Raw genomic sequence first — 18,738 nt, 5'->3', positions numbered from 1 at the left:
TCGCCTACGACGAGCTGGAGCCGTTGATGGAGCGTCCCGCCTGGGCCCCGCAAGGCATCGATCTTTCCGTGCCGAGCGTGTCCCGCATCTACGACTACTACCTGGGCGGCTCGCACAACTTCGAGGTCGACCGGGAGGCCGGACGGCGGGCCATCGAGGCATTTCCGGGGCTGCCGAAGATCATGCAGGCCAACCGCGCGTTCATGCGCAGGGCGGTGCGCTTCTCCGTCGACCAGGGCATCACCCAGTTCCTCGACATCGGCTCCGGCATTCCCACCTTCGGCAACGTCCACGAGGTCGCCCAGGCAGCCAGTCCCGGCGCCCACGTCGTCTACGTCGACCACGACCCGGTCGCCGTCGCCCACAGCCGTGCCGTGCTGGAGGGCGTCGAGCACGCCGCCATCGTCGCCGCCGACCTGCGTTCCCCCCGCGACATCCTGGACAGCGCCGAGGTCCGCGGGCTCATCGACCTGGAGCGCCCGGTCGCGCTGCTGCTCGTCGCGGTCCTGCACTTCCTCGAGGACGCCGACGAACCGGCCAAGGCGGTGGCCGAGTTGCGGGAGGCCATCGCCCCCGGCAGCCTGCTGGTCGTCACCCACGCCTCGGTCGAGGGAGGTCCGCGCAGACCCGAGGAGGGGGAGCGGGTCGAGAACGTCTACCGCAGCGCGAGCTCACCGCTGATCATGCGGTCCCGGGCCGAGGTGGAGCGCTTCTTCGACGGCTTCGACCTCGTCGAACCCGGCCTGGTCTCCGCACCGCTGTGGCGCCCCGACGGCTCGGACGACGAGGAACTCGACCCGGTCGTCTTCAGCGGGTTCGCGGGCGTCGGCCGCAAGGCGTGACCGTGACCAGAGAACCCGGCCCGGAGCCGGAGCCCGCCGACAGTCTGCGGCGCTTCGCGATCATCTGGAGCCGGGCGATCTACCCGGCCACCGCCACCTCCATGACGCGCGGCGAGTTCGAGGAGTACCTGCTCCCGCTCGCCGCGCGTCTCAACGCCACCCTGCGCGCGCAGCCCTTCGACCCCCGTCCGGCCGCGGAGGTCGGCGCCGCGCTCGTGGCCGCGCACTGCACCGACCCCGCCGCGCTCGCGCGCATCCTCGACGTCGTCGACGCCTACCTGCTGCTCTACTGCCCGCCCGGCCCCGCCCTCCCGTCCGAGGAGAGCCGTACCCGGTGCAACCGCCTGCAGCACTGGGTGGCCGCCGGGTACACCCGGGCCCTGCAGGAGCGCACACGGACCGAGCAGGAGGCTTTGTCCCGTGCGGCGCTGGCCGCCCGGGCCGCGACCGAACAGGCCCTGTACGAGAGCGAGGTCCGCTTCCGCGCGGTCTTCCAAGGCGCCTCCATAGGCATCGGCATCGCCGACATGGACGGCCGCGTCCTGGACGTCAACGCCGCACTCACCACCATGTTCGGCGGCCTGGAGCGGCACATCCGCAGCCGGAACGTCTACGACTGGGTGCACCCGGACGACGCCCCCGAGGTCTGGGAGATGCAGCGCCAGCTCAACCGGGGCGAACGCGACCACTACCGCATGGAGAAGGCCTACTACCGGCCGGACGGCACCGTCCTGTGGACCAATCTGACGGTCTCCCTGCTGCGTGACGCCGGCGGCGTCCCCCAGTACATGCTCGCGCTGATGGAGGACATCACCGAGGAGCGCCTGCTCAGCGAGCGGCTGCGGTACGAGGCCACCCACGACGCCCTCACCGGTCTCGCCAACCGGAACCTGTTCTTCGAGCGCCTGGAGCAGACGCTGGACGGCCCCGACGGCGTGGGCGTCGGCGTCTGCTACCTCGACCTGGACGGCTTCAAGGACGTCAACGACAGCCTCGGCCACGCCGTCGGCGACCGGCTCCTGGTCGCCGTCGCCGAACGCCTCCAGGCCTGCGTCACCTCTCCCGACCAGATCGTGGCCCGCATCGGCGGCGACGAGTTCGCCGCCCTCGTCGTCAACCCCGCCAGCCGCGCCGACATCACCGGCCTCGCCGACCTGATCCTGGCCGCGCTGGCCGATCCGATCCGGGTGGACGGCCGCGACCTGTCCGTACGGTGCAGCATCGGCATCGTCGAGGGCCAGGCCGGTTCCCTGGGGCCCGCCGAGGCGCTGCGCAGCGCCGACATCACGATGTACCGGGCCAAGGCCGCCGGCGGCAACCGCTTCGAGGTGGCCGACCCCGACTCCGACGCGCGCGCCATCACCCGGCACGGGCTGACCAACCGGCTGCCGACGGCGCTGGAACGCGGCGAGTTCTTCATCGAATACCAGCCATTGGTGCGGCTCGACGACGGCAGTGTCCGCGGCGCCGAGGCACTGGTGCGCTGGTGCCACCCGGTACACGGGGTCCTCGGCCCCGACCAGTTCATCCCGCTCGCCGAGAGCACCGGGCTGATCGTGCCGCTCGGCCACTGGGTGCTGCAGCAGGCCGCCTGGCAGGCCCGGGACTGGCAGTTCCCGCGCAGCGACGGCGATCCGCTGCGGATCAACGTCAACCTCTCCCCGGCCCAGCTCGGCCACCCCGGCCTCGTCCCGGAGACCCTCGCGGTGATCAAGGACGCCGGACTGGAGCCGACCGCCCTGTGCCTCGAGGTCACCGAGAGCGCCTTCATCGGCGCCGACGAGGAATTGATGCGCCCGCTGCGGGAGTTCGCCGAACTCGGCATGGCCATCGCCCTCGACGACTTCGGCACCGGCTACTCCAACCTGGCCTCGCTGCGCCGGCTGCCCATCACCACGCTCAAGCTCGACCGCTCCTTCACGCGCGGCATGCAGCAGCGGCCGGCCGACCCGGTGGACGTGAAGATCGTGGAGATCGTCGTCGATCTGGCGCACACCCTCGGGCTGTCGGTGACGGTGGAGGGTGTGGAGACCGGCACCCAGGCCGAGCACCTGCGCGCCCTGGGCTGCGACACCGCGCAGGGCTGGTACTACGCCCGGCCCGGGCCGCCCGACCGCCTTCACTCGCTCTCGCTGGTCGACACCACGACCTGAGAACACGAACCGAGGAACCCCAGCAGCGCCTGGTTGAACTCCTCGGGACGCTCCAGGTTCGGCAGGTGGCCCGCGCCCTCGACGACCACGAGGCGCGAACCGCGGACGGCCGCGTGCATCGCCTCGGCCTCGGCGACGGGGGTGAACGCGTCGTCCCGGCCGACCACGATCAGCGTGGGCACCCCTACCGCGGTCAGCACAGGCCCGTAGTCGGGCCGCCGGGCGCGGCCGCGCAGGGCCGCCGCGGCGCCCTCGGGGGAGGCGCCGCGCATCATCCGCAGGACGTGACCGGCGACTTCGGGAAGCGCGGTCACGTTGCGGGGCGCGATCATCCGGTCCAGCACCTCGTCGGCGTAGCCGGACATCCCCTCGGCGGTCAGCCGTTCCGCCATCGCCTCGCGGGCCCGCCGGCCCTCCTCCGTGTCGGCGCCGGGGAAGGTGTCGGCGAGCACGAGCCCGGTCGCACGGCCGGGGAACAGCCGTTGGAACTCCATGACGATCTGACCGCCCATCGACAGCCCGCCGACGACCGCCTCCGGAACGCCCAGGTGGTCCAGCAGGGCGGCGACGTCGCGGGCGAAGGTCTCCAGCGGGGTGACGCCCGGGACGACCTCGCTCGCACCGTAGCCGCGCAGGTCCGGCACGATCACCCGGCGGCCGGCCGCCGCGACGGGGACCTGCGGTGCCCACATCGAGCGGTCGAAGGGGTGGCCGTGCACCAGCACCAGAGGTGTGCCCGGACCGTCCCCCTCGTCGTCGTACGCCAATGTGACTCCGTTGACCACTGCCGTCGCCAAGGGGATCTCCTCGCCTCGCATACGCCCCCTTCCGCGGGGGAGTTGAGCGCGATGCTAGGTTCCGCCCCCGGCTCGGTGCAATAGGATCTTTGCTCTCGGTGCAATGCCGGGATTGCCTCACGAGGGGATCGCCGATGGACGACTACCGCACGGTCGCGGACGCCGTCGCCGCCGACATCACCGCCGGACGCCTGCGTCCGGGCGACCGGCTCGCACCGCAGCGGGCGTTCGCGCGGCGGCACGGCATCGCCAACTCCACGGCGATCCGCGTCTACGCCGAACTCGCCCGCCGGGGCCTGGTCGTGGGAGAGGTGGGGCGCGGCACCTTCGTCCGTGCCGCACGGCCCGCCGACGGGCCCGCCCTCGCCGAGCCGGCACCCCAGCGGATCGACCTGGAGCTCAACCACCCCGTCGTCGAAGGCCAGTCGCAGCTGCTCGCCCCGGGGCTCGCCGCGCTGCAGCGCCCCGACGTCCTCGGCGCCGCGCTGCGCCCGCTCACCGCCGCGGGCACCCCGGCCGCACGCGAGGCCTTCGCCGAACTGCTCGCCCGCGGCGGACCGCGTCCCGACCCCGGCCGGTTGCTCTTCGCGGGCAACGGCCGCCAGGCCATCGCCGCCGCCCTGGCCGCGCTCGTCCCGCCCGGCGGCCGTCTCGCCGTGGAGGCGCTCACCTACCCCGTGGTCAAGGCGCTCGCCGCCCGGCTCGGGATCACCCTCGTCCCCGTCCCCTCCGACGAGCACGGGTTGCTGCCCGCCGCCCTCGCCGAACTGCACCGCGCCGCCCCGCTGCACGCGCTCTACACCCAGCCCACCCTGCATAATCCGCTCGGCGTCACGATGCCGGACGGCCGCCGGGCCGAACTCGCGGAAACCCTCCACCGGCTGAGCCTGCACGCCGTCGAGGACGCCGTCTGGGGGTTCCTCGCCGCGGACGCCCCGCCGCCGCTCGCGGCGTACGCTCCCGACCGCGTCGTCCTCGTCGACAGCCTCTCCAAGCGGCTCGCCCCCGGGCTCACCGCCGGCGTCGCGCTCACTCCCCGGGAGCTTGACGCCCCGGTCTCCGCGGCCCTGCGTTCGGCCGGCGCGGCCGCCTCCGGCTTCGCGCTGGCCGTCGCCTGCCGGTGGATCGGCGACGGCGCCGTGGACGCGGTGGTCGCGGCCAAGCGGCGCGACGCGGCCGCGCGCGCCCGGGTCGCCGCCGAGCGCCTCGCCGGGTTCTCGGTCACGGCCGATCCGCGCGCCTGCTTCTGCTGGTGGCGGCTGCCCGCGCCCTGGCGGGCCGACACCTTCGTCGCGGCCGCCGCCCGGCGGGGGATCGCCGTCACCCCGGCCGCCGCCTTCGCCGCGGGCCGCGGCGGCGCCCCGCACGCCGTACGGATCGGCCTGGCCTCGCCGTCGCCGCAGGTCCTGGACGAGGCGCTGGACGTCCTCGCGCGGATCGCCAGGGGCGGACCCGAGGACAATTGCGCCGACTGATCACAAGCAGCGGCGAATCCTAGCGAGTCACCCGCACATGCCTCTGGAAAATGCCCCAACTCACCTTTTTCGCGTACGGGATGAGTAACGTTCCGTGCTGTTCCGTATACCAGAAGTCGCGGCGAAGGGGTGGGCGTGCCCGGCATAGACGAGTGCCTTTCCGAGGCGCTGGCGATTCCCGGTGTGCTCGGGGCGAGTGTGGTCGACTGGAGCAGCGGTCTCCTCCTCGGGGCGGTCGGGCAGGAACCGGGACACGGTCACGAGGCGGCCGCGGCGGACACCACCGAGGCGGCACGGGCGGTCGTGGAGAGCGGCACCTTCACCGCCAAGGAGTCCGGCCGGGTGCCGGTCGAGGACATCATCATCACCGCGGCGGGGAGCTACCACCTCATCCGCTTCCTCGACACCTCCTTCGACAGCGACGTCGTCCTCTACCTGTGGCTGGACCGGTCGATGGCCAACCTGGCCGTCGCCCGGCTCGGACTGCAGTCCATCGCCGAGCGGCTGGTGCTCGTATGACCGGCGCGGAGGCGGCGCGGCCGGCGCTGGCCGTCCGCGGCCTGCCCCGGCGCACTCCGGCGCGCGGCGGCGCGCAGGCCCAGGTGCGCGCGGGGGTGGTGGGCGCCTACGCCTTCACCGCCGCGCTGGCCCGGCTCGCCGAGGCGAGGGCGAGCGGAGCGCTGTACGGATCGGCGGGCGCGGTCTACCTGCGCGACGGGGCGATCGTCCACGCCGAGAGCCCCTGCGCCCCCGACCTCGGGGTACGGCTCATGGCCTGCGGGCTGCTCTCCCCGGACCAGTGGCGCGAGGCGGTCACCACCGCGAGCGCCGAGCGCGGCGTCGGCGGGCACCTCGTCGACACCGGGAGGGTGGCCCGCGGGGAACTGGAGTTGTGCCACCTGCTGGCGCTCTTCGACGCCGCCTACTTCACGCTGCTGCCCGACTCGGAACCCGACCGGTTCCAGCCGGGGGCCACCTCCCGGCTGGGCCCCATCTCCCGGGCGGTCCCCGCGCAGCGCGTGGCCAGGGAGGCGCAGCGGCGCCGCGCGCAACTGGAGCGGGCCTGGCCCTGGGACGACACCGACGCCGGCCCCGTCGTCCCGCGCTCCGAGGGCGAGGTGCGCGGCGGCCGTGCCAGGGCCCCCACGCCCGGTCAGCTGGCGGTGCTGGCGGCGGCGGACGGATCCCGTACGCCCGTGCAGATCGCCTGGCACCTGGGACGCTCCGCCTTCGCGACCCTGCTGGACGTACGCCGGCTGGCCGCGACCGGCCGGATCAGCATGCCGGTCCGCGCCCAGGCACCCGCGGTTCCGGCGCCCCCGCGCCCGGCGGTCCCGCCGGCACCGCCCGTGCCGGCACCGCCCGTGCCCGTGCAAGCGGCTCCAGTGCCGCCGCCCCCGGCTTACGGCGGACCGCAGCCGGCGGTCATGCCGTCCTCCGACCCCTCAGTCGCCCTGTTGCTACGACTTCGTGCCGCCCTGGAGGCCCGCCTGTGAGCGCCCTGCCGACCCGCCCGGCGCCCGCCGAACGACCGTGGAGGAAGGCTCTGCGGCAGCTCGCCGGAAGGAGACAGCTGGTGGCACTCGAAGCCGACGTACTGGCCGAACTCCGGAGCCTGCGGGCGAGGGTGCCGCACCTGACGGGCGGGCTCGTCGCCAGCGTCGACGGCCTGGTCGTCGCACACGACCTGAGCGGGCCGGAGCCGGAGGGGGTCGCCGCGCTGACGGCGGCGGCGCTGGGCGTGGCCGCCCGCATCACCGAGGCCACCGAATGCGGCGGCTTCCGGGAACTGCTCGTCAGGGGGGACCGCGGCTACATCGCCGCGTACGCCGCCGGCGGCGCGATGGCCCTCGCCTTGGTGGCGGGACCCGGCTCCAACGTGGGCCGCCTGCACTTGGAGGCCCGTCGATCCAGTCGACGGATCGAGGATCTCGTCGACCTCGCGCTCCAACGTCAGGAGCGGAAATGACCGTACGACCCAGCTCATCAGCCGACAAGCCGCCGGGCACGGGACGCGGCCGCGCCGCCACCGGACCCAGGCATTCGTCACGTCAGAGAACTCAACCCCAAGGAAGCGAGACCGCAATGGCCAACACCGAGACCGCGCTGAAGGATGTAATGACGTCGATCGAGGGCGTCCTGGGCGTCGCTCTCGTGGACTACGGCAGCGGCATGGCCCTGGGCACCCTCGGGGGCTCCAAGGACCTCGACCTGACCGTCGCGGCCGCGGGCAACACCGACGTCGTCCGCGCCAAGATGCGCACGATGGAGATGCTCAACCTCAAGGAGCACATCGAGGACATCCTGATCACGCTCAACACCCAGATCCACATGATCCGGCTGCTGACCGGGCGTTCGGGCAAGGGCCTGTTCCTCTACGTCGCGCTGGACAAGGAGCGCGCGAACCTGGCGATGGCCCGCCACCAGCTCAGGCGCATCGAAGCCGACCTGGAGGTCTGACCCGCCCCGCCCCGGAGCCCGCGGCCGACGGCGGCCCGGCACACCAGGCGCAGGCTGACGTGTGCCGGGCCTCGCCGTGCCGGGCCTCGCCGTGCCGAGGCCGATCAGCGGCTCGCGGAGGACGAGGGCGCGGAGGACGAGGGCGCGGAGGACGAGCCGCCGGAATGCCCGTGGTGCGCGCCCTCCTCGACCCTGCCGCCCAGCTTCTCGCGCACCGGCTCCAGCGCCTCGGGTTCGGCCTCCACCACCCAGCGCTCGCCGATCAGGTAGGAGCCGCCGTACGGCTCCGCCTCCTCCAGCCACGACTTCTGGCCGGCGGAGCTGGTGAAGGTGAGCATCACGTAGGCACCGCGTGCCGTCGTGCACGCCCCCTGGCGCAGGTCCTCCACGTCGGTCTGCAACTGCGGGGTGCACCCGACGGCCTCGCCGATCCGCTCCAGGGCGACCGGCCCGCCCGCCGCATCCGTGTCCTGGCCGCCGCAGCCCGTCACCGCCATCGCGACGACCGCCACCGCGGCCACCCTCGGGACCCACGCACGGAACACGGACACCGGCATCACCTTTCCTCGCTTGCGACGCGGGTCGCTCACGTCCCGCACGCGCACCGCGCGCGCGACGACGTTAACCCGAACGGCCCATCAGTCCGTACAGCCTTGCGAAAAGCCGGCCACCGGGTGTGCGGTATGGAAAAATCCGCCGCCGCTCGCCCCGGAAGGCCTGGCACCCCGTGACTCCGACGCCTCCGATCGGGCATACTCCAACGCGCCGAAGCCGCAGGTCGGACCATGCCGTGACCCGGCGGGAGACCATCGGTCGACGGTCGACGACCCGGTAGCGCCGCCACACCCTGAGCGGACGCCGCCGCAGCGCCCGACAGGGAGGAGAGTGCCGCCATGTCCCACGACGGCCTTCAGCCGGTGGACCGACAGCTTCCCACCGAGGAGGCCCGCGACCTGCTCGCGCTCGTACGCGAGCTGGCCCAGCGGGAGATCAAGCCCCGGGCGGCCGAGGAGGAGGACGCGGGCGTCTTCCCGCGCGAGGTCTTCCGCCTCATCGGCGAGGCGGGGCTGCTCGGACTGCCCTACCCGGAGGAGTACGGCGGCGGTGGCCAGCCGTACGAGGTGTACCTGCAGGTGCTCGAGGAACTGGCCGCGGCCCGGCTCACGGTCGGCCTCGGCGTCAGCGTGCACACCCTGGCCTGCCACGCCGTCGCCCACTACGGCAGCAAGGAGCAGCGCACCGAGCACCTGCCCGCCATGCTCGGCGGCTCCCTGCTCGGCGCCTACTGCCTCTCCGAGCCCGCCGCGGGCTCCGACGCCGCCTCCCTGCGCACCCGGGCGACCCGCGAGGGAGCGGCATGGCGGATCGACGGCACCAAGGCGTGGATCACCCACGGCGGTGTCGCGGACTTCTACACGGTGCTCGCCCGCAGCGGTGCCGAGGGCGCGCGCGGCATCACCGCGTACCTGGTGCCCGGCGACGCGCCGGGCCTGACCGCGGCGGTCCCGGAGAAGAAGATGGGCATGAAGGGGTCGCCCACGGCCCAGGTCTACTTCGACGGCGTGACCGTCCCCGACAGCCGCCGCGTCGGCGACGAGGGCCAGGGCTTCACCATCGCCCTGTCGGCCCTCGACTCCGGCCGCCTCGGCATCGCCGCCTGCGCCATCGGCGTCGCCCAGGCCGCCCTCGACGAGGCGCTCGCGTACGGGATGACCCGGCAGCAGTTCGGCCGTCCCGTCGTGGACTTCCAGGGGCTGCGCTTCATGATCGCCGACATGGCCACCAGGATCGAGGCCGGCCGGGCGCTGTACCTCGCGGCGGCCCGGCTGCGTGACGCGGGCCGGCCGTTCTCCCGGCAGGCCGCCATGGCCAAGCTGTTCTGCACGGACGCCGCGATGCAGGTGACCACGGACGCGGTGCAGCTGCTCGGTGGTTACGGCTACACCGCCGACTTCCCGGTCGAGCGGTACATGCGGGAGGCCAAGGTGCTGCAGATCGTCGAGGGCACCAACCAGATCCAGCGCATGGTGATCGCCCGCAGCCTCGCCGGTCCGGAGAGCAAGGAGCGCTGAGCCCCGGCGCGACGGTGCCGCGCCGCCCGGCAGAGGCGGCGCGGCACCGTGCGTACGCGGTGGGCGCGGTTCAGGCCGCGCGCTGGAACGGTACGCGGATCGGCCGGGAACCGGGCCCGCCGACGTGGGAGAACGGCTGAGTGCGCCAGTCCAGCCCGACGGGGAGCGTCAGCAGCGCGCCCCATTCGAGGTCCTCGGCGCGGGCGTCGTCGTCGGCCGGCGCGACCTCGGGCGTGGGACGGCCCGAGCCGGGGCAGACCGTCAGCCCGAACGGGTTCCACGGCGAGGCGCACAGCGCGTGCTGCGGCAGGACGTCCTCGTCGGCGAGGAGGGCGATCGGGCGGGCACAGTCGGGGCAGTGCACCCGGAAGATCTCATAGCCCTCGTCGTCGAAGGCGTCGTCGGCGTCGTCCGCCGTCAGCAGCTCGAACGGCTCGCGACGTTCGTGCTCCTCCTCGAGCACCGCCGGCGTGCGTTCGCCGCGGCCATGTCGTGCGTGGGTGCGCATGGGTGCATCTCCCCCTCAGAAGAACGCCCACCAGCGGGGCCGGCCGGGCTCTTGGCCTCGGCCATAGCGAGCATTTCCCGCCTCGCGCCCGCGGTAATCGCCGCCACCCCGAAGAGCGTTGACATCGAGTGTGGCCTTCGTCACATCGCCGCTCCAGGGGGTGCCCCGCGCCCCCGCGGACGCCGCCGTGCGCCCGTTCCGCGCCCTTTCGGGTGTCAGCCCCCGGGGGTCGCCCCGGGCTCCCGCGGGGATGCCGTGCTCTTCCTGACGACCAGTCTGACGCCAAGCTCCATACGGGTGTTGCTCTTGTCGCCGACCTCCTCGGGCTGCGAGAGCCGGAGCAGCATCCGGGCGGCCTCCTCGGCCATCTCGACCAGCGGCTGGTTGACGGTGGTCAGCGACGGGCTCGCCCACTGGGCGAGCGGGATGTCGTCGTAGCCCACCACGGACAGGTCGCGGGGCACCTGCAGCCCCTTGACCCGGGCCGCCTCCAGGACGCCCAGTGCCTGCAGGTCGCTGCCCGCGAAGATGGCGGTCGGCGGGTCGGGCTGCTCCAGCAGGGCGAGGGCGCCGTCGTGACCGCCCTGGACGTGGAAGTCCCCGTAGCGGATCAGGTCGTTGTCGACGGTGAGTCCTGCCATGCCCATGGCCGATCGGAAGCCGTCGAGGCGGGCCAGGGAGCACAGCATGTCGTCGGGTCCGGTGATGATCCCGATGCGGCGGTGGCCGAGGTCGATGAGGTGGCGGGTGGCCGCGACGCCGCCGGCCCAGTTCGCCGAGCCCACGGACGGGACGTCGGGCTCGGGGTCGCCGGCCGGGTCGATGATCACGAAGTTGATGGCCCGTGAGCGCAGCTTGCGCTTGATGTCGTCGGGCAGCGAGGAGAAGACCAGGACGACGCCGAGCGGGCGGCGGCGGAGCACGCCCTCGATCCACTCGGGGCCGGGGGCGTGCCGGGTGCCGCTCTCGGTGAGCACCACGCTCATGTTGCGGCTCTTGGCGACGTTCTCCACGCCCCGGATGAGCTCCATCGCCCAGACGCTCTCGAGTTCGTGGAAGACGATCTCGATCAGCCGCGACTCGGGCTGGGTGGGGGAGGGGCGCTGGTAGCCGTTCGCCTCCAGCAGGCGTTCGACCTTGCTCCGGGTCGGCGCGGCCACGTCGGGACGTCCATTGAGCACCTTCGAAACTGTCGAAAGTGACACGCCCGCTTTCGAAGCCACATCGGCCAGAGTGATCCTGCCCTCGGTCTCATCATCACGCATGCCGCACAGGATAGAGCACCGCCGTTCGGTAACGGTTTGGTCGCGTCAATTCCCCGCTGTTGACCCCGACGAGGGGGGCGCCTACGGTCCCTCATCAAACGAATTTCGGCAAAGTGGCCGAAACTTTCGAGAGGTCGAACATGAAGAAGCGTGCGTGGTTCCCCCGTGCCGTCGCCGGCGGCGCGACACTGGCACTGGGTCTGACCCTGACCGCCTGCGGCGGTGACGGCGCCTCGGCGGGGGGTGATTCCGGGACGATCCACGTCCTCGTGTACGGCGACTCCGCGAACAAGGTGGAGAGGGCGATCGTCGCCGAGTTCAACAAGACCTCGAAGGTCAAGGCCGTCCTCGACACGATCCCCGGTGCGGACTACCAGCAGAAGCTGCAGACCGTCATCAACACCAAGCAGGCCCCCGACGTCTTCTTCAACTGGGGAGGCGGCAGCATCCAGCCGTTCGTGAAGGCCGGTCTGCTGCTCCCGCTCGACGACTTCATCAAGAAGGACCCGGGCCTGAAGGACAACTTCCTGCCCTCGGTCTTCAACACCGCGGTCGTCGACGGCAAGTCCTACGGCGTTCCGATGCGCGGCACCCAGCCGGTGCTGATGTTCAACAACAAGAAGGTGCTCGCCGACGCCGGCGTCCAGCCGCCGAAGACCTGGGACGAGCTCCTGGACGCCGTCCGAAAGCTCAAGGCCAAGGGCGTCACCCCGATCGCGCTCGGCGGCGGTGACCGGTGGCCGACCCTGATGTGGTTCGAGTACCTCTACGACCGCATCGCCGGCCCGGAGCTGTTCACCAAGGCGCTCGGCGGCGACAAGAGCGCCTGGGAGAGCGAGGACAGCAAGAAGGCGCTGGGCATGCTCAAGGAGCTGATCGACGCCGGTGCCTTCGGCACCAACTACGACTCGGTGAAGTTCACCGACGGCGGCTCGCCCCAGCTGCTGGCCTCCGGCAAGGCCGGCTTCGAGCTCATGGGCTCCTGGGAGTACTCCACGCAGCAGGACGCCAGCCCGGACTTCGCCAAGAACGACCTGGGCTACACCAACTTCCCGTCCGTCTCCGGCGGCAAGGGTGACGCCGCGAACGTCGTCGGCAACACCAACAACTTCTACTCGGTGCTGAAGAAGACCGAGCACCCCGAAGCGGTGGCGGAGTTCCTCAAGCTCATGTACTCCGACGACTTCGTCAAGCAGCAGCTGGCCATCGGCAACCTGCCGACCACCACGAACACGACCCAGTTCCTCGACACGACGGACCACCCCGAGTACCTGAAGTACCAGTTCGACCTGGTCGAGAAGGCCCCGTCGTTCCAGCTGTCGTGGGACCAGGCCTACCCGCCGTCGGCCGGCACGCCGATCCAGCAGGCCGTGCAGCAGTTCTTCAACGGCCAGATCGACGCGGACGGCTTCATCAAGGCCATGCAGGCCCTGCCCACCTCCTGAGAGCGACGTCCCCCGCATGGTCTCCCTCACCGCCACCGTGACGGGCAAGCGGCAGACGCGTCGTCCGGCCGGCCGTTCCATCGGCCGGCCGGGCCTCGCCTGGGCGCTCCCCGCCACGATCTTCTTCGCCCTCTTCGCCATCGTGCCGCTGGTACTGGTGGCGGTCCTCTCCTTCACCAGCTGGAGCGGTCTGGGCTCGCCCGAGTACGCGGGCTTCGACAACTGGGTCAAGGTCTTCCAGGACCCGGTGATGATCAAGAGCCTCTGGCTGAGCGTGCTGCTCACCGTGCTCGGCGTCGTCGTCCAGACCCCGCTGAGCATCCTGCTCGGCGTCTGGGCGGCCGGTCCGGAGCGGAACCGCGCCGTGCTGTCCGCGATCTTCTTCGTGCCGCTGCTGCTCTCCGCCACCGCCGTCTCGGTGCTGTGGCGCGCACTGCTCGACCCCAACTTCGGTGTCCCCTCGCAGGCGCGCTGGCTGTTCGGCGACGGCAACCTCTTCGGCACGCAGACCGCCGCGATCGGCGTACTCGTCTTCGTCAGCACCTGGCAGTTCACCCCGTTCCACGCGCTGATCTACCAGGGCGCGGCGCGGGCCGTCCCGCAGGTGCTCTACCAGGCCGCCGAGATCGACGGCGCGGGCACCGTACGGCAGTTCTTCCACGTCACGCTGCCGCAGCTGCGCAACTCGATCATCACCTCGATGATCCTGATGATCGTCGGTGGTCTCACCACCTTCGACACGGTGCTGATCCTCACCCAGGGCGGCCCCGGCACCGACACCACGATCAGCGCCTACTACATGTACGACAAGGCGTTCAAGGGCTTCGACTTCGGCGCCGGCGCAGCGGTCGCGCTGATGCTCGTCGTCGTCGCCACGGTGATCTCGCTGGTCGTCGTCCGCGTCTCCGGCTACGACAAGATGGCCGGCACCAAGGAGGGGCTCTGATGAGGCGACGCCCCAACTACCTCGCGGGACTGGGCGCCCTGCTGTGGCTGGGCCTGGTCGGCACGCCGCTGTACGTCATGCTCGGCGCCACCGTGCAGTCGCGCGCCGACTACAGCGCGGGCGGCCCGCTGTCCTTCCCCCGTTCCTTCACCCTGGACAACTACGTCCAGGACTTCAGCAACGGCTTCGGGCAGTACTTCCTGAACACGGTCGTCGTCACGGTCAGCGTCGTGGCCATCGTGCTACTGCTCGTGCCGCCGCTGGCGTTCACCATCGTCCGCAACCGGGGCCGCGGTGTGTCCCAGGTGTTCCGGCTCTTCCTGCTGGGCCTGGCCATCCCCGCGCAGGCCGTGATCGTCCCGATGTTCTACGTGATCAGCAAGGCCGGGCTCTACGACAACCTCATCGGCGTCATCCTGCCGACCGCGGCGTTCTGCCTGCCGGTCTGCACCCTGATCCTGACCGGCACGATGCGTGACATCACCAGCGAGCTGTTCGAGGCGATGGCCATGGACGGCGCCTCCGTCCGGCGGACCTTCTTCCAGCTCGTCCTGCCGCTGTCCGGAAGCGGACTGTCGACGATCGTCGTCTTCTCCGCCCTGCAGGCCTGGAACGGCTTCCTCTTCCCCCTGGTGCTCACCCAGTCCGAGGAGACCAAGGTGCTCACTCTGGGGCTCTACAACTTCCGGACCCAGTACGGCATCAACATCCCCGGCCTGCTGGCCGCCGTGGTGCTGTCCACGATTCCCGTCCTGCTCGTCTACCTTTTCGCCCGCCGTGCCCTCGTGCAGGGCCTCATGGGCGTCGGAGGAAAGTGAACGACAACGTGACCGCCGACTCCCGCGTCGAGGCGCTCATCCGCGAGATGACCCTGGACGAGAAGATCGCCCAGCTCTACGGCGTCTGGGTCGGCGCCTCCGGCGAAGGTGCCGAAGTCGCCCCCCACCAGCACGACATGGAGGAGCCGCCCAGCCTCGACGAGCTCCTGCCGGACGGCCTCGGGCAGCTCACCCGGCCCTTCGGCACCGTCCCTGTCGACCCCGCCCTGGGGGCGCTGTCCCTGATGCGCACCCAGGAACGGATCGCCGCCGCGAACCGGTTCGGCATCCCGGCCATGGCCCACGAGGAGTGCCTCGCGGGCTTCGCCGCCTGGGGCGCCACGACCTACCCCGTCCCGCTGTCCTGGGGCGCCTCCTTCGACCCCGGGCTGGTCCGGATGATGGCCGCGGCCATCGGCCGCGACATGCGCTCGGTCGGCGTCCACCAGGGCCTGGCCCCCGTCCTCGACGTCGTGCGCGACGCGCGCTGGGGCCGGGTCGAGGAGACCGTCGGCGAGGACCCCTACCTCGTCGGGACCATCGCCACCGCCTACATCCAGGGCCTGGAGTCCGCGGGCATCGTGGCCACCCTCAAGCACTTCGCCGGCTACTCCGCCTCCCGTGCCGGGCGCAACCTGGCACCGGTCAGCATGGGTCCGCGCGAGCGTGCCGACGTCGTCCTGCCGCCCTTCGAGATGGCGGTCCGGGAGAGCGGCGTCCGGTCCGTGATGCACGCGTACACCGACACCGACGGCGTGCCCTCGGCCGCCGACGAGGAACTCCTGACCGGGCTGCTCCGCGACACCTGGGGCTTCGACGGGACCGTCGTCGCCGACTACTTCGGGATCGCCTTCCTCAAGACCCTGCACGGCGTCGCCGCCGACTGGGCGGACGCCGCGGGCACCGCCCTGCACGCCGGCGTGGACGTGGAGCTCCCCACCGTCAAGACCTTCGGGCAGCCGCTCCGGGACGCCGTCGCCGCGGGCGTGGTCGACGAGAAGCTCGTGGACCGCGCGCTGCGCCGCGTCCTGACCCAGAAGGCGCAGCTCGGCCTGCTCGACCCCGGGTGGAGCCCGGTGCCGTCCGCGCTCGCCGGGGCCGACCTCACCGACCCGCAGGCCCTGCGCGGCACGGTCGACCTGAACTCCGCCGCCCACAAGGACCTGTCGCGGCGCCTCGCCGAGCGGTCCGCCGTCCTGCTGAGCAACGACGGCACCCTGCCCCTGGAGCGGCCCGCCCGCATCGCGCTCATCGGGCCCCAGGCGGAGACCCCGACCGCGGTGCTGGGCTGCTACTCCTTCCCGGTGCACGTCGGCGCGCAGCACCCCGACACCCCGGCCGGAATCGACCTGCCCACCCTGCGCCAGGCCCTGGTGGCGGAGTTCCCCGGCTCGGAGATCGTCACCGTCGCCGGCTGCGGCATCGACGACGGCGATGTCTCCGGGATCGCGACGGCCGTGCGCGCGGCCCTGGACGCCGACGTGGTCGTCGCGGCGCTCGGCGACCGCGCCGGGCTCTTCGGCCGCGGCACCAGCGGCGAAGGCTGCGACGCGGAGTCGCTGACCCTGCCCGGCGTGCAGCAACGGCTACTCGACGCGCTCCTCGACACGGGGACGCCCGTCGTGCTCACCCTGCTGGCCGGCCGCCCCTACGCCCTCGGGCGGGCCGTGGAGGAGGCCGCTGCCGTCGTCCAGACCTTCTTCCCGGGGCAGGAGGGCACCCCGGCCCTCGCCGGGGTGCTGAGCGGGCGGATCAACCCGTCCGGGCGGCTGCCGGTGAGCGTGCCCAGGCACCCGGGCGTCCAGCCCTCCACCTACCTCGCCGCGCCGCTCGCGCGGGCCAGCGAGGTCTCCAACATCGACCCCGCCGCCGCCTTCGGCTTCGGCCACGGGCTGACGTACACGGACTTCGAGTGGTCGGCGCCGCAGGTGCACGGAGCCTCCGACGGGCGCGCCGTGACCGGCACCGACGGCGAGCTCGAGCTGTCCTTCACCGTCCGCAACACCGGCGGCCGCGCGGGCAGCGAGGTCGTCCAGGTCTACCTGCACGACCCGATCGCCTCCGTCGTCCAGCCGGTGCAGCGGCTCGTCGGCTATCTGCGGGTGCCGCTGGAGGCGGGCGAGGCGCGGCGCATCGACGTCACGGTCCCCGCCGACGTCGCCGCCTTCACCGGCCGGGACGGCCGCCGCGTCGTGGAACCGGGGGAGCTGGAGGTGCGGCTGGCCGCGTCGAGCACCGACGTCCGGTTCAGCGTACGGGCCGAACTGACCGGGCCTGCACGGCAGGTGGACCACACCCGGCGACTGCACGCGCTGGTCACCGGCGCGCCGGAGGAGTCCAGGTGAGCGTGCCCGAAGGGACGGGGTCGGCGGCGGGGACCGTCGTCAACCCCGTCCTGCCGGGCTGCCATCCCGACCCGAGCGTCTGCCGGGTCGGGGCCGACTACTATCTGATCACCTCGACCTTCGAGTACTTCCCGGGCATCCCGGTGTTCCACAGCCGCGACCTGGTCCACTGGCGGCCCGTCGGGCACGTCCTGGACCGGCCCTCCCAGGTGGACCTCGGCACCGTCGCCTCCTCCGAGGGGATCTTCGCCGCGACGATCCGGCACCACCAGGGCCGCTTCTACGTCGTGACCACCCTGGTCGGCGGCAGCGGGCGGGGCGGCACCTTCGTCGTCACCGCCACCGACCCCGCCGGGCCGTGGAGCGACCCGGTGTGGCTGGACGACGCCCCCGGCGTCGACCCCTCCCTCTTCTTCGACGACGACGGCCGCGCCTGGTGCACCGGCACACGGCTCGCGGAACCCGGGGAGTGGGAGGGCCACACCGACGTCTGGCTGCGGGAGTTCGACACCGCGGAGCTGACCCTCACCGGCCCCGAACACCTGCTGTGGCGCGGGGCGCTGCACGGCGCGGTGTGGGCCGAGGGGCCCCACCTGTACAAGGTGGACGGCCGCTACTACCTGCTGGCCGCGGAGGGTGGCACGGAGCACCGGCACGCCGTCAGCGTCGCTCGGGCCGACCACGTCACCGGCCCGTACACCGGCAACCCGGCCAACCCGGTGTTCACCCACCGCCACTTGGGCCGCGACTTCCCCGTCGTCGGCGTCGGCCACGCCGATCTGGTGCGGACGGCGGAGGGGGAGTGGTGGGCGGTGCTGCTCGGCAGCCGCCCGTACGGCGGGTACCACCCCAACCTCGGACGGGAGACCTTCCTCGTCCCGGTGCGCTGGGAGGACGGCTGGCCGCTCTTCGCACCCGGCGTCGGCACCACGCTCGGCCCGTTCCGCCCGCCCGCGGTCGCCGCTCCCGCGGACGGGCCTCAACCGGAGCCGGTGCGCGACGACTTCGACGGCCCCCTGCTGGACCCGCGGTGGAACCAGGTGCGCACCGCGGAACCCTTCTGGTCGCTCACCGCACGCCCCGGCGCGCTTCGGCTGCCGCTCGGGCCCGCGACACTCGCCGAGGCCGGCACCCCCTGCTTCCTCGGCCGGCGTCAGCAGCACCAGGACGTCAGCGTCCGCGCGCTCGTGGACGTGGAGCCCCGGACGCCGCGGGAGTGGGCGGGGCTCGCCGTCCGCCAGTCCGAGGCCGACCATCTGGTGTTCGCGGTGGCCGGCGACGGCCGCGGCGGCCGCCGCGTGCTCGCCGCGGTCCGCACCGGCGGCGACGAACGCCTGGTCGCGGAGGCGCCGTTGCCTTCCGGCCCCGTGGTGCTGCGGATCCACGCCGAGGGCCAGCGCTACGGGCTGCGCTACGCCCCAGCCGGCGCGGGACCGGACGTGGAGACCGAACTGACCGCCGTGGACGGCGGCTTCCTCAGCTCGCCCCGCGCCGGCGGCTTCCTCGGGGTCTGGCTCGGCCCGTACGCCACCGCCCACGGCGCCCCCTCCGCCACCGTCGCCGACGTCGACTGGTTCGACTACCGGCCGCTCGCCCCCTGACCTGGAGCCGA

General features: G+C 72.6%; 17 protein-coding genes. 13 read left to right on the top strand and 4 right to left on the bottom strand.

The genetic code is table 11. From position 1 onward, the window contains the following. Positions 1–26 precede the first annotated feature (26 nt). Together PV342_RS26655 and PV342_RS26650 are read left to right on the top strand one after the other, a co-directional pair. A complete protein-coding gene (locus tag PV342_RS26655) occupies positions 27–842 on the top strand; it encodes an SAM-dependent methyltransferase (RefSeq protein ID WP_361008051.1) in 816 nt (271 codons plus the stop codon). Continuing rightward, positions 839–2,995, top strand: coding sequence for a putative bifunctional diguanylate cyclase/phosphodiesterase (locus PV342_RS26650; RefSeq protein WP_400798104.1), 2,157 nt, complete (start codon positions 839–841; stop codon positions 2,993–2,995). Before PV342_RS26655 ends, PV342_RS26650 begins: the two co-directional genes overlap by 4 nt. Here PV342_RS26650 and PV342_RS26645 read toward each other — a convergent pair. Next, positions 2,962–3,792 (bottom strand): alpha/beta fold hydrolase, encoded by an 831-nt coding sequence (locus PV342_RS26645; RefSeq protein ID WP_400798107.1) that lies wholly within the window; start codon positions 3,790–3,792, stop codon positions 2,962–2,964. The genes PV342_RS26650 and PV342_RS26645 overlap by 34 nt on opposite strands. Before the next feature lie 134 nt (positions 3,793–3,926). Here PV342_RS26645 and PV342_RS26640 point away from each other — a divergent pair, with 134 nt between their 5' ends. From PV342_RS26640 to PV342_RS26620, 5 genes are all read left to right on the top strand, one after another. Then, complete coding sequence (locus tag PV342_RS26640; protein ID WP_500318882.1) at positions 3,927–5,267, top strand: aminotransferase-like domain-containing protein; 1,341 nt, start codon at positions 3,927–3,929, stop codon at positions 5,265–5,267. 135 nt (positions 5,268–5,402) lie between these two features. After that, complete coding sequence (locus tag PV342_RS26635) at positions 5,403–5,786, top strand: hypothetical protein (RefSeq protein ID WP_026251605.1); 384 nt, start codon at positions 5,403–5,405, stop codon at positions 5,784–5,786. After that, positions 5,783–6,763: a transcriptional regulator gene (locus tag PV342_RS26630; RefSeq protein WP_500318879.1), complete on the top strand. Its 981-nt coding sequence runs from the start codon at positions 5,783–5,785 to the stop codon at positions 6,761–6,763. Before PV342_RS26635 ends, PV342_RS26630 begins: the two co-directional genes overlap by 4 nt. A gap of 80 nt (positions 6,764–6,843) precedes the next feature. After that, positions 6,844–7,236 carry a roadblock/LC7 domain-containing protein gene (locus PV342_RS26625; protein WP_089223339.1) on the top strand — a complete coding sequence of 131 codons (393 nt, stop codon included), beginning with the start codon at positions 6,844–6,846 and terminating at the stop codon, positions 7,234–7,236. A gap of 116 nt (positions 7,237–7,352) precedes the next feature. Continuing rightward, on the top strand, positions 7,353–7,727 hold the full coding sequence (locus tag PV342_RS26620) for a hypothetical protein (RefSeq protein WP_018562397.1): 375 nt from the start codon (positions 7,353–7,355) through the stop codon (positions 7,725–7,727). Between the two features lie 104 nt (positions 7,728–7,831). On the opposite strand, the gene PV342_RS26615 is transcribed toward PV342_RS26620, so the two are convergent. Beyond that, on the bottom strand, positions 7,832–8,278 hold the full coding sequence (locus PV342_RS26615) for a hypothetical protein (RefSeq protein ID WP_500318877.1): 447 nt from the start codon (positions 8,276–8,278) through the stop codon (positions 7,832–7,834). Between the two features lie 342 nt (positions 8,279–8,620). On the opposite strand from PV342_RS26615, the gene PV342_RS26610 reads away from it, so the two are divergent. Beyond that, positions 8,621–9,799, top strand: a complete 1,179-nt coding sequence (locus PV342_RS26610) for an acyl-CoA dehydrogenase family protein (RefSeq protein ID WP_500318876.1) — start codon at positions 8,621–8,623, stop codon at positions 9,797–9,799. A gap of 70 nt (positions 9,800–9,869) precedes the next feature. Here the strand turns inward: PV342_RS26610 and PV342_RS26605 are convergent, their stop codons facing one another. Both PV342_RS26605 and PV342_RS26600 read right to left on the bottom strand, forming a co-directional pair. Then, positions 9,870–10,307, bottom strand: a complete 438-nt coding sequence (locus PV342_RS26605) for a hypothetical protein (RefSeq protein WP_361008065.1) — start codon at positions 10,305–10,307, stop codon at positions 9,870–9,872. Between the two features lie 215 nt (positions 10,308–10,522). After that, positions 10,523–11,572 (bottom strand): LacI family DNA-binding transcriptional regulator, encoded by a 1,050-nt coding sequence (locus PV342_RS26600; protein WP_199789252.1) that lies wholly within the window; start codon positions 11,570–11,572, stop codon positions 10,523–10,525. A gap of 140 nt (positions 11,573–11,712) precedes the next feature. Between PV342_RS26600 and PV342_RS26595 the strand changes: the two genes are divergently transcribed. The 5 genes from PV342_RS26595 to PV342_RS26575 are packed head-to-tail and all read left to right on the top strand — an operon-like array spanning position 11,713 to position 18,727. Continuing rightward, entirely contained in the window at positions 11,713–13,017 is a 1,305-nt protein-coding gene (locus PV342_RS26595) for an ABC transporter substrate-binding protein (RefSeq protein WP_433428611.1), read from the top strand. Positions 13,018–13,033: 16 nt separating this feature from the next. Then, positions 13,034–13,963 (top strand): carbohydrate ABC transporter permease, encoded by a 930-nt coding sequence (locus PV342_RS26590; RefSeq protein WP_361008070.1) that lies wholly within the window; start codon positions 13,034–13,036, stop codon positions 13,961–13,963. After that, entirely contained in the window at positions 13,963–14,781 is an 819-nt protein-coding gene (locus PV342_RS26585) for a carbohydrate ABC transporter permease (RefSeq protein WP_018562404.1), read from the top strand. Before PV342_RS26590 ends, PV342_RS26585 begins: the two co-directional genes overlap by 1 nt. Beyond that, a complete protein-coding gene (locus PV342_RS26580) occupies positions 14,778–17,126 on the top strand; it encodes a beta-xylosidase/alpha-l-arabinosidase (protein ID WP_500318872.1) in 2,349 nt (782 codons plus the stop codon). Before PV342_RS26585 ends, PV342_RS26580 begins: the two co-directional genes overlap by 4 nt. Beyond that, positions 17,123–18,727, top strand: a complete 1,605-nt coding sequence (locus PV342_RS26575; protein WP_400798134.1) for a glycoside hydrolase family 43 protein — start codon at positions 17,123–17,125, stop codon at positions 18,725–18,727. Before PV342_RS26580 ends, PV342_RS26575 begins: the two co-directional genes overlap by 4 nt. The last annotated feature ends 11 nt before the right edge of the window (positions 18,728–18,738 follow it).

The organism is Streptomyces sp. PA03-3a (assembly GCF_033792735.1).
Lineage (GTDB): Bacteria > Actinomycetota > Actinomycetes > Streptomycetales > Streptomycetaceae > Actinacidiphila.
The sequence above is the reverse complement of the archived record's forward strand: the minus strand, read 5'-3'. Positions and strand labels throughout refer to the sequence as shown.

Coding starts and splice junctions, on each gene's coding strand:
- PV342_RS26640 (WP_500318882.1), top strand. CDS start 3,927: ATGGACGACTACCGCACGGTCGCGGACGCCGTCGCCGCCGACATCACC.
- PV342_RS26600 (WP_199789252.1), bottom strand. CDS start 11,572: ATGCGTGATGATGAGACCGAGGGCAGGATCACTCTGGCCGATGTGGCT.
- PV342_RS26620 (WP_018562397.1), top strand. CDS start 7,353: ATGGCCAACACCGAGACCGCGCTGAAGGATGTAATGACGTCGATCGAG.
- PV342_RS26595 (WP_433428611.1), top strand. CDS start 11,713: ATGAAGAAGCGTGCGTGGTTCCCCCGTGCCGTCGCCGGCGGCGCGACA.
- PV342_RS26590 (WP_361008070.1), top strand. CDS start 13,034: ATGGTCTCCCTCACCGCCACCGTGACGGGCAAGCGGCAGACGCGTCGT.
- PV342_RS26610 (WP_500318876.1), top strand. CDS start 8,621: ATGTCCCACGACGGCCTTCAGCCGGTGGACCGACAGCTTCCCACCGAG.
- PV342_RS26605 (WP_361008065.1), bottom strand. CDS start 10,307: ATGCGCACCCACGCACGACATGGCCGCGGCGAACGCACGCCGGCGGTG.
- PV342_RS26630 (WP_500318879.1), top strand. CDS start 5,783: ATGACCGGCGCGGAGGCGGCGCGGCCGGCGCTGGCCGTCCGCGGCCTG.
- PV342_RS26585 (WP_018562404.1), top strand. CDS start 13,963: ATGAGGCGACGCCCCAACTACCTCGCGGGACTGGGCGCCCTGCTGTGG.
- PV342_RS26655 (WP_361008051.1), top strand. CDS start 27: ATGGAGCGTCCCGCCTGGGCCCCGCAAGGCATCGATCTTTCCGTGCCG.